This is a genomic window from Pedobacter antarcticus, from assembly GCF_900112985.1.
Taxonomy (GTDB): domain Bacteria; phylum Bacteroidota; class Bacteroidia; order Sphingobacteriales; family Sphingobacteriaceae; genus Pedobacter; species Pedobacter antarcticus.
On sequence record NZ_FONS01000001.1, the window covers coordinates 395,651 to 406,579 of the forward strand.

The window sequence follows — 10,929 nt, forward strand, 5'->3', positions numbered from 1 at the left end:
TGAATTTAATCAAATTGTTTAATTTAGTTCTATGAAAAAGATCCTATCCGTATTAGCATTCCAATTAGCAGCCGTGTCCTTTACATTTGCACAACAGCCTATGATTTATTTAACCGGGTACACCTATTCCGACAAGCAGGCCAACATCGGTCAGGTGATGACAGCCAAAGGCAAGCCTTTAAAACAATTTAAAATCAGCGGCCGCGATGCAAGCTCCGTCGAGATAAATAAGTCCGGAGAGCTTGTTGTAAAAGCCGCTACACTAAAAAAAAGCCCTAAGAATCTTGAAATTTCCATCACAGCCGGTAAAGGTGGTCAGCAGTATACCGAAAACTACACCCTGCTGGCAGATGAGTTTAACCGCAATAAAGTAATAGCCCACCGTGGTGCATGGAAAAAAATGGGAACGCCGGAGAACTCAATTGCTGCATTAAAAGAAGCCGTAAAACTAGGATGCTACGGATCTGAATTTGACGTGCATTTATCCGCTGATGGCGTAATTTTCGTTAATCATGATCCCGAAATACAAGGTGTATCAATGGAGAAAAGTGACGCGGCAAAACTGAATACTGTCCGTTTGAAAGATGGCGAACCACTACCTCAGCTGGAGAATTTCCTTAAAGCGGGTATGAATCAGCAAACTACCAAATTAATTCTGGAGATCAAACCGTCTGTGGTTAGTCCTGAACGTTCAATTCAGCTCACACACGAAGCTTTGAAAATCATTAGAAAACTTAAAGCTGAGGCTTGGGTCGAATATATCAGTTTCGACTATGCAGCCTGTAAAGAAGTTATTAAACTCGCACCATATGCAAAAGTATCTTACTTGAAAGGCGATAAATCCCCAGATGAACTTGCTGCAGATCATTTCTTCGGGCTGGATTATCACTATTCGGTTTTGCAGAAGAACCCGGACTGGGTTAAATCTGCGAAAGCACATAAGCTCGCTATTAATGTATGGACAGTGAATGATGCCGCAGTTATGGATGAGATGCTTAAAACAGGTGCAGACTATATCACAACCAACGAACCAGAACTCCTTTTTGAAAAAGTAAAATAATCTTCAATCGGCGTAATAGAAAATCAAACAGCATATAAAAAGGCAGCTCACAATTGGTGAGCTGCCTTTTTATATGCTGATAAGATCCTGAATCAGGACTAATTCAGGGAGGCCATATCAATTACAAATCGATAATGCACATCACCCTTAAGTGTCCTTTCATAAGCTTCATTGATCTGATCTATCGATATCATTTCCACATCTGAAGTAATTTGATGTTCAGCACAGTAATCCAGCATTTCCTGAGTTTCCCTGATTCCACCGACCAGTGATCCGACTAAACTTCTTCTGCCACCAATTAAATTAAACGCATGTACATCAGCAGGAGTCGGTGGTACGCCAAGTAATACCATTACACCGTTAGTTTTCAGTAAGGACAGGTATTCATTATAGTCATGTTCTGCGGAAACCGTATCAATAATAAAGTTGAAACTGTTCGCCAGTTTTTTCATATTTTCCGGATCGGTAGTTAATTCAAAATGATGCGCGCCAAGTTGCTGGGCGTCTTTCTCCTTACCTTTTGACCTGCTTAAAACTGTAACCTCAGCACCCATTGAGGCTGCGATCTTAACAGCCATATGTCCGAGGCCTCCCAGTCCAACAACTGCCAGTTTATCTCCTTTTTTTACGTTCCAGTGTTTTAGCGGGGAATAAGTTGTAATGCCGGCACATAAAAGGGGGGCAACTTTTTCCAGGGGAAGTTTATCGGATACGCGAAGTACAAACTTTTCAGTCACGACAATATGACTTGAATAGCCACCATAAGTGATCGTTTTTTTGTCTTGTAAAAGGGAATTATAAGTTTGCGAGTTTCCATTTTCACAATACTGCTCATTATCTTCATCACAATTCTGACAATGTCCGCAAGAGTCTACAAAACAGCCAACTCCAACTGTGTCGCCGACTTTAAACTGCGTAACCTGGTCGCCCACGCGGCTAACCTTACCCACAATCTCATGTCCGGGAACTACAGGGTACATTGTACCACCCCATTCATTTCTTGCTGTGTGAATATCCGAATGACATACACCACAATACAATATCTTAATTTCAACATCATTGGACCCCGGCTCCCGGCGATCTAAAGAATAAGGAGCCAAAGGCTGATCTGCTGCCTGGGCCGCATAGGAATGAACTGCTTTCATCTGTAATAAATTTATATACTAACAATTTCGGCAAGGAATTGTTGCAGCCTAACCCTATACGAATTTCATCATTTCCAGGACAGCGCCGAATTCAGGCTGTACAGCGGCTTTAAGTGCTATCGGCATACCACTTACCGGATGAACGAAATTCAGTTCAGAGGCATGCAGCAACATTGTCGTCATCTCCCATTGCTCTTTAAAAAACTTATTCTGTTTATTACAACCGTGTTTCCGGTCTCCGATAATCGGATAAAATATATGTGCAAAGTGTTTCCGAAGCTGGTGCATTCTGCCTGTTGTCGGGCTAGCTTCCACCAGGGAATACCTGGAAGTCAGATGTTTCCCAAACGGAATATCCAGCTCTGCTCTTTTTAAAGTTACAAATGAGGTGAATGCACCTTGAATAACGCCGTTATCTTTCATGAGCGGATAGTCAATATCCATACTATCAGGCGCATAACCACGCAACACGGCCAGGTATTTCTTTTTCACCTGTCCTTCCATAAACTGCTTTTGCATAGCAATCTCGTTTTCTTTATCGAAGGCAAACAGGAGCAGTCCGCCCGTTTTTCTGTCAAGCCGGTGCACCGGACTTACTTTGCGGCCCACCTGATCCCGGAGCAGCTGTAATGCGAACTCTTTAGCGTCGCTGGCCATCGCGGTACGGTGAACCAATAAGCCATGCGGTTTATTTATAGCTATCAGGTATTCGTCCTGATAGATGATATCTAACATATTAATCTTTTTGACGAAGGTAAATAAATCATTTGACGCGCCTCGCCTTGTATTGACGGTAAGCGAGATAAAGAAGGATTAGCGCGAGAATGACCAGCCATAACTGCGTAATAAACAAAATCACTTCTTTAAAGATTCTCCAACCTTCAACAATGTTAAGACCTACCCTTTGAAAAAAAGATGGTTTATAGGCCGAAAGCTTATCATTTCCAGTAACCAGCCGCTGAACCTTGTTATCCTGATAGAAATTCAAGGTAATCGTGCTGTAGGCAACTTTTGCGTTAATTTGACGATTGGCCTCCTGCTGCGCTATGGTACGTTCTTCAATTTGCAGTTTTTTGTCAATAACCTGTGCCTGATTCTGCGGTAATTTATTCATCCCAGCAGTCGCTTTTTTCTGAGCTGCAGTTTTACGTGAATTCTCCTTAAATGTTCCGCTGAGGTCTTCCATTCTTATTGATTGGAAATCGACAAAGACAGCCATTTTCACAACCTTTGAAGTAAAGTCATCCAGACGGTCTGCGGGTATTCTGGCAATCACTAATCCGTCAGTACGGTAAGAATTCAATTCCAATAAAGAATCAATGCTGTAAGCAACCTTTTCATTTTCAACAATATTGCTCTGGGTTGATGCTTCAACCAGAAATCCACCTTCATACTGAATCACTTCACTGAGTTTCTCCTTTGTATTCTGGACATTCTTTACCCGAAAACGCATTTCTGAGGTTTTACTGATTTTGCTTCCCGAAACCGAATCGGTAGCTAAAAATTCCTGAGATACAGCATCCTCAGCTAACCTGCCATTATGGTTATTCCCTTTACAGGCAAAAAGTAAAATCGGGAGAAAAGCGGCAATCCATATTTTTTTCATGCAAAGATTAGTTATTGTTTGTAGACAAATAAGTCCTGAAATATCCACACTCATTAATGATATCATTGTAAAATGCAGAACTAGCGAAATCCTTTTTCAGCTGCGCATAATACTGGCCAGCCGGTATTTTCAACAAATCATTATAACCATAATAAGTGCCTTTATTTTCAGGCGCGAAATAAACTGCGTTATAAGACGCATTGCGTTCACATTTACTGGCCAGAAAAGTATATTTAGCCTGAAGATTCTTCGATTCAGTTGTTTTTCTGGCAAGCAGATAATATTTTTCAGCAAGTTTATTGCTGGTAAAAATATCCCGGAAAGGTGCAGAAATATCCGAAGGTAGATTTCCTAAACTTCCTGTGATATCAGACTGGTAAAAACTTCTTCCATTCCCATAGTAAGAAATATTGTAGTAAGCATTAGCTAAAAGAGAAGCATTTCTAGATACATCTTTACCCTGAGCAAGTTGTGCTTTAATTTTAACCAGTGTCTCCACAAAAGACAGATTCGTAAAAGGTGTCTTTAGCACCTGCGCATGGTCACAATCATGACAGTCTACAAGTCTCATATTAAAAGGGTTTCCCAGGAAAGTAAAACCAGCGCCTGCCCCAGCCTGTTGCATAAGTTCCAGCGCTTTTTCTGGCTGATCCCTGTAAACTAGCTGTGAAGCCTGCAAATAGTTAAGCTGCTCCAGCTTCACAGGATAAAATCGAAGCATTGCTTTCTCGAATGCAGATTGATTAGTTTTACCGAGCAATGCTTTAAGCTCGTTAATGTGAGTATTTGACTGGTAGAACTGAGACGTCGGCCTAAAACAATTAGCTTTAACCAATTCTCCCTGTTTGGTATATAGATTCGCCAGTATAGTCATGCTTTCTCCCAGTGCACGACTGTAACGCAGATCTGAAATCACTCCTTTCTCCTGACTAAGTTCTGCAAGCCAGTTTAAAGGAACTACCATTTTCGCTTCAGCTTTAGCATCAATCTTCTGAAGCGTGTTTAAATACAAAGTCCAGTCTAACAACCGGTATTGCGCCTGTAATAACTTATTATCCGCCGGAAGCATTTTTTCGGCTTCATCATAAAATTTGCGTGCATCGATATAATGACCAGCTAGTGCGTTTAAATAACCTGCACCCATTTTCCATAAAATAGGCTGGTGTACCTGGCCGCTGCGTGCGATACTATTCACAACTTCAATTTCTCTTACTGCTTCGGCACGTATCGCCTGGCCACCCTCCGATTGATCACGTAATCCAGAACCATTAAGCTCGCGTTTGTTAATTAACCTGCTGAGTAAAAGATCAAGCTTCTCAGAAGCGGCATTTAACTTGTAGATTTCGTTAATTGCGCGGAGCTCATCTTTGGTAGTACCTAATAAATGCCAGAGTGTGATCTTCTCATCCTTATTTTTAGCAAGGGCCAATGTGGCCTCCCAATCTTTTTCTTCCTGTGGATGAAAACTCCATTGACTTGGAATTTTAAAGTTCAGGGCATAATCATATCCTTTACTATAGAGATAATTCGCCTGACTATAGTCATTACGCAGGTAATAATAGCCGGCAAGATATCCAAGGGATCGGTAATACAATATATTCTTCGGAAATTCGGACTCTGTAGAAGCAAAATATGCCGGAAGGTCATATTTTTCATTATTATAACGCTCCCAGTCCAGACGACAAAGGAAATAATAGTAACGAACCGTCTGAAACCACAGACGTTCTCTGATAAAAGGGTCTTTCTCCTTTTTCATAGCTATTAAAAGACGTTGTTCCAGTTCAGCACTAATCTGTCTGTCTTGTTTTTCCGGTGCATACCAGGAATATTCCCCGGGACCCACTGCATAACTTTCTGCCGCCTTAGCAATCTGTAAATAATTAAAGAAGAGAGCTGCCTTTTTTTTCTCCGATTTAAACTGCTTTAGCTCAGGCAATCCATCAGGTAATACTTTAATTTTTCCCTTCACATAAAGTGCAGCTGAATCCACTCTTGACTCAGAAGAGCGTAACAATAACGCATCCAGTGTAGTAGAATCAATTTTATTCTTGAACCATTGCTGCCATTCCGTAACAATACTTTCATTATAGCGGCTGTTACTGCTACTGCCGTTTATATATAAAGTTGTCCAGCTCGTATAAAAAAATGGCGAATAGTCTTCGGAAACAAAAGCCTGCGGTGCAAAACTTGAATTGTCCTGATCATCCCAGCCACCATCGCCACAAGCATATACTATTCCTGCAATGGCAACGCTGCAGAAACTAAAAATAAGAAGAAATTTCCTGGAGATCTTTGGCATCAAAATCAGCGGCATTTTCGGACGATAGTTCATAATAAATGATATTTCTTTTTTTGAGAACCGCCAGTTCGGATGTTAGTTGAAGGGCAGCCTCTTTCAATGTGTTTTTATTAATTTCTTCCAGTTTAAGCAGATCATTTTCCTTAATATAGACACCCCCGGTGAAAAAACTTTTTCTCGCCCGGTAAACATCCTGATATTTAGTTTTAGTAAAACGATCAGCATCAGACAGTTCCTTGCGGGTAATCTTCGCATAAAGCTGAATCACCTTTCCCTCTCTGATCTGCAGAGTCCAGGAGAACAAAGGCAGTGCCACATCCAGCGGTAAATGATAATAGCGTATACGCTGGAGGTACCGTGACGCGTCTTTTATATTATATATAGAATTTGCAAGCTTAGGATCTGCAGAAATTTTACCCATATTATAGAACATCAGTATCCCTTTATCCACTGGAGGAATACCGGTCCTTTCCGGGTATTTAACCTGATGCAATCTTATTGTCGCCGAAAGCTTTTTACCTGTATATTTTCTGAATAACGATAAAAAAGAAAAATAGGCAGGCCTTGTACTCACAGTCCAGTCACAATCTATCTGAACTTCCTCGTAGTTAACACCAGCCTTCTCTGCAAGATGCAAAATCTCACGGTTAACCCGCGACGCCAGTGAATCTAATTCCGGGCCTTTTTTTGTGCTCTCAAATACCTGATTAGTCAGATAAACTACAGGAATAATTTTCAAATCTTTAGAAATATCAGAAGCCTTTAAAACTGCTCGCGGGACAGACTGGTTCAACCGGGTATCCCATACGACGTCAAAAAAACGAACATATAACCTGTTGGCAGCCACTTCTTTCAGTAACGACTGTTGCTTCCCGGTTAGATTAAAATCTGTTTTCCAGTAATAAAAAGCGGCCTGTGCATCAGATTTACTGTTGCGGCAGGCCGAAAATATATTGATCAGCAAAAACGCCGAACAAATTAGCCCTGAAGGCTTATTAATAACCATTTACCAACCTTTAACAGCTCCCCCTTTGAATTCTTGTTCAGCTACTTTTTCAACTTCTTTGGATTGGTAAGCTTTCACAAACTTTCCAATCTTTTCATCAGTCTTGTTATCTTCCCTGGAGACAATAATATTTACGTATGGTGATTCTTTTCCTTCCATAAACAGACCATCTCTATTAGCTACCAGACCCGCCGGTGTGGCAAAAGTATTATTGATAATTGCGATAGTTACTTGTTTATCATCTAATGCCCTGGGCAATTGAGGAGCCTCCAGTTCAAGAATTTTAAGATTTTTTGGATTGGAAACTATATCAGTTGCATTAGGTAGCAAACCAGAAGCTGGATTTAGCTTTAGTAATCCACTGGCCTGCAATAACAATAAAGCCCGGCCCAGGTTGGTCGGGTCATTCGGAATAACGATAGTACTTCCGTCTTTCAATTCTTTAACACTCTTAATTTTATGGGAGTATCCAGCCAGCGGAAAAACAAAAGTATTCCCCTGGATCGCGAACTTATAACCTCTTTGTTTTGCCTGAACATCCAGATATGGTCTGTTCTGAAAGACATTGACATCAATATCTCCTTGATGTAAAGCCTCATTAGGCATCACGTAATCGTTAAACTGTACAAGTTCCACATCCAGTCCAAATTGTTCTTTGGCTACCTGCTGTGCTGTCAAAGCAACTACATACTCCGGGCCAGATTCCACACCCACCTTCAATACATTATTGTCGGCATTTTTCTTTCCATTACCACATCCCCAAATGGACACTAAAATAAAGGCTGCTGCAGCCAGAGAAGATTGAATTGTAGATTTCATATCAAATGAATTGCTTTTTTCTAATTACAAATATAAACCGGATCAGGCTTTATCTGCTTTTTATATTATGATTTTCTGTGATCTGTTTTTCTCGCTATAAAGTCACCAGAATATTGGATAATAAACACCAGGATAACCAGCAGGATTAAGACTGTATTCATCACGAAAACATCATAACCTACATAACCGTATTGATAACCAATCTGCCCTAGTCCGCCAGCACCAACAGCCCCGCCCATTGCAGAATAGCCTACCAGAGTAATTAAGGTAATAGACGCTGTATTAATCAGAGAAGGCAATGCTTCCGGCAATAAAACTTTTCTTACAATCTGAAAAGGAGAAGCGCCCATTGCTCTCGCAGCTTCGACAAGCCCCAGTGGAACTTCCATCAGGCTATTCTCCACCATTCTAGCGATAAAAGGGGCGGCTCCTATACTCAGAGGAACCAGCGCGGCTTCTACACCTATGGACGTACCGACCAGCATTCTGGTAAAGGGAATCATCCAGACAATCAGAATAATAAAAGGTACTGAACGAAATATATTAACAATAAAAGAGATAACATTATTTAGTGAGCGGCGCTCCAGCAACTGTCCCTTCTGTGTGAGATATAACATCACACCCGTCGGCAAACCAATAACGAAGCCAAAGAAACCGGCTGTAAAAGTCATTACTATAGTTTCCCATGTGCCCTTAATGAGCAGCATTATCATTTGTTCAGACATAGCCCAAGACCTCCACTTTTATATTTCTCTCCTTATAAAAATTCAATGCATCCAAATGATCTTTATCCTCACCGAATACTTCGACTACCATAATACCGAATTTAACCCCGCCAGCATTTTCAATCTGTGCACAGATTATATTATTGTCCAGATTAAATAGCCTGCTCACCTCCGAGATTACTGGATTATCTGCCGAACCACCAGTAAATTCGAGTTTCAGTAAAGGCCGGGTTCCGGGTTCCTGAAATTCTTTAAGACGTTCCAGATAAGCTTCTGGAATATCCAGATTAATAGCAGAAGCAATAAACTCGCGTGTCAGATCGGTGCGCGGATGCGCAAAAATCTCACTTACGGTTCCTTGTTCAATGAGCTTTCCCTCGCTAATCACTGCAACCTGATCACAGATACTTTTAACGACATCCATCTCATGTGTAATAAGCAGTATGGTTAAGTTCAGTCTTCGGTTAATATCCTTTAACAACGTAAGAATAGATGCGGTAGTTGCCGGGTCGAGTGCACTTGTAGCCTCATCACACAATAAAACACCCGGATTACTAGCAAGCGATCTGGCAATGGCCACTCTTTGCTTCTGTCCGCCGGAAAGATTTGACGGGTACTGATGCTGTTTGTCCTGCAGACCAACCAATTGCAGTAATTCCTGCACCCTTGTCGAAATTTCTCCTTTCGAAAGACCATCAAGTTCGAGCGGGAAAGCTATGTTTTCAGAAACCGTTCTGGAAGACATCAGATTAAAATGCTGAAAGATCATTCCGATCTTCCTTCTTTCTTTTGCGAGGGCAGCAGGTTTAAGCTGCATTAAATTTACCCCGCCCAAAATCACTTCTCCTTCATCAGGCCGTTCCAACAAGTTTACACAGCGGATCAGTGTACTTTTTCCTGCACCTGAAGCCCCGATTACGCCGACAATTTTACCTGCCGGTACAGTTAATGATACTTGATCAAGTGCTGTGGTAACCCTGCCCTTCTGATGAAATCTTTTAGTGATTTGCTTTAATTCAATCAAAGACATTTTATACGATTTAGCCAAATTTGGCGCAAGCTAAGCATTATTGATTTATTTCTAGTATTTCAATAGACTTAAATAAGCAGAGCCTGCGCCAGGATTCCATTATTCTTCTTCCGCAGTATTCTTCATTTTCATCAAGAGTGCATAAGCATTAGCCACTACCAATTTGGTATCCGGACTAATTGCTGCTGATATGATCTGCTGTCCACCGTCCTGCAGGTTACCCAGTTGCACCGGAACCATATTAAAACTTTGCTTGCCGCCAGCTACAAATACATAATATAAATTCTGCCATCTCACTACAGCCTCCTCGGGAACGGTCAAAGCCCGTTGCCCCTCTAATGCAAGCTCTGCTACCATAAACATCCCAGGTACAAGCGATAAGTTAGACTGAGTAAAGTGACAGTGTACTTCCGCCATGCGGTCGGCATTCAGATCCCTGCTAATCAACGCAACAGTTCCCAAGTATTTCTGATCCGGATTTGCGTTAGTGTAGGCCAGTAATTTTTGTCCTGTACGCAAACGTGAAAGATCCTTTTCATATACCTGAACAGACAAATGAATATCCTTCGGATTAATCAGTTCAAAAAGAACATCTGTAGGCGCTGTATATTTTCCAGGATTTACATTCACTTTAGAAACGAAACCATCTATCGGAGATCGAACTGCAAGCGTTCCTGAAATATTTGATGCTGTAAGTCCACCAGCGTTAATACCTAGTAGGGAAAGCTTCTCAGCTAGCGCTTTTCTACTGATCCTTTGGGTTTCCCAGGCCGTTTTTGCCTGTTGCAGTACCTTATCACTACTTGCTTTACTCCTATTAAGTTCTTCCTGTCTTTTATACTCCAGTAAAGCGAGATCTTCAGTAGCTTTAGTTTGCAGAAAATCCTGCTGGAGCTGAATAAAAGCAATATCTTCCAGCATACCGAGCACCTGACCTTTTTTAACAGGCATACCTGCCACCATGGTTGTTCTTCTTAAGTAGCCACCTAGAGGAAAGCTCACGCTAACCAGTCCTGACGGGGGAACCTCAACCGTTCCCTGTACCTTTAAAACCTGATTTACATCTTTTTCCACTGGAGAACCAATTACAATCCCTGCGTTCTTAATTTGCGCTGGATTGAGGCTCACCAGTGTCGTATCTTCCTGGACCTGCAGAGCAGCAGGCTCTTTTTTTGGCGAAGAGCAAGATGCAAGACAGCAAATGGTAACACCTAATATGATATAGTTTTTCATTCTGAT

General features: G+C 41.4%; 10 protein-coding genes. 1 reads left to right on the plus strand and 9 read right to left on the minus strand.

All coding sequences use genetic code 11. The features are described 5' to 3' along the window. Positions 1-31: 31 nt before the first annotated feature. A complete protein-coding gene (locus tag BM192_RS01770) occupies positions 32-1,060 on the plus strand; it encodes a glycerophosphodiester phosphodiesterase (RefSeq protein ID WP_037443565.1) in 1,029 nt (342 codons plus the stop codon). A 98-nt stretch (positions 1,061-1,158) separates the two neighbouring features. Here BM192_RS01770 and BM192_RS01775 read toward each other — a convergent pair whose 3' ends face one another. The 9 genes from BM192_RS01775 to BM192_RS01815 form a co-directional block, all read right to left on the minus strand. Beyond that, positions 1,159-2,205, minus strand: coding sequence for an NAD(P)-dependent alcohol dehydrogenase (locus BM192_RS01775; protein ID WP_037444566.1), 1,047 nt, complete (start codon positions 2,203-2,205; stop codon positions 1,159-1,161). 54 nt (positions 2,206-2,259) lie between these two features. Beyond that, the gene (locus BM192_RS01780) at positions 2,260-2,940 is read right to left on the minus strand and encodes a pseudouridine synthase (RefSeq protein ID WP_037444567.1); all 681 of its coding nucleotides are present in this window, start codon (positions 2,938-2,940) and stop codon (positions 2,260-2,262) included. Positions 2,941-2,968: 28 nt separating this feature from the next. Further along, entirely contained in the window at positions 2,969-3,811 is an 843-nt protein-coding gene (locus BM192_RS01785) for a DUF4349 domain-containing protein (protein WP_051760254.1), read from the minus strand. Positions 3,812-3,818: 7 nt separating this feature from the next. Continuing rightward, complete coding sequence (locus BM192_RS01790; protein WP_070808231.1) at positions 3,819-6,143, minus strand: hypothetical protein; 2,325 nt, start codon at positions 6,141-6,143, stop codon at positions 3,819-3,821. Further along, positions 6,073-7,116, minus strand: coding sequence for a hypothetical protein (locus BM192_RS01795; protein ID WP_051760255.1), 1,044 nt, complete (start codon positions 7,114-7,116; stop codon positions 6,073-6,075). The genes BM192_RS01790 and BM192_RS01795 overlap by 71 nt, the downstream gene beginning before the upstream one ends. After that, entirely contained in the window at positions 7,117-7,935 is an 819-nt protein-coding gene (gene metQ / locus BM192_RS01800) for a methionine ABC transporter substrate-binding lipoprotein MetQ (protein WP_037444569.1), read from the minus strand. Between the two features lie 65 nt (positions 7,936-8,000). Then, a complete protein-coding gene (locus BM192_RS01805) occupies positions 8,001-8,660 on the minus strand; it encodes a methionine ABC transporter permease MetI (protein ID WP_037444570.1) in 660 nt (219 codons plus the stop codon). After that, on the minus strand, positions 8,653-9,690 hold the full coding sequence (gene metN, locus BM192_RS01810; protein ID WP_280513374.1) for a methionine ABC transporter ATP-binding protein MetN: 1,038 nt from the start codon (positions 9,688-9,690) through the stop codon (positions 8,653-8,655). The genes BM192_RS01805 and metN overlap by 8 nt, the downstream gene beginning before the upstream one ends. Positions 9,691-9,789: 99 nt before the next feature. Next, positions 9,790-10,923 (minus strand): efflux RND transporter periplasmic adaptor subunit, encoded by a 1,134-nt coding sequence (locus BM192_RS01815; protein WP_051760258.1) that lies wholly within the window; start codon positions 10,921-10,923, stop codon positions 9,790-9,792. Positions 10,924-10,929 lie beyond the last annotated feature (6 nt).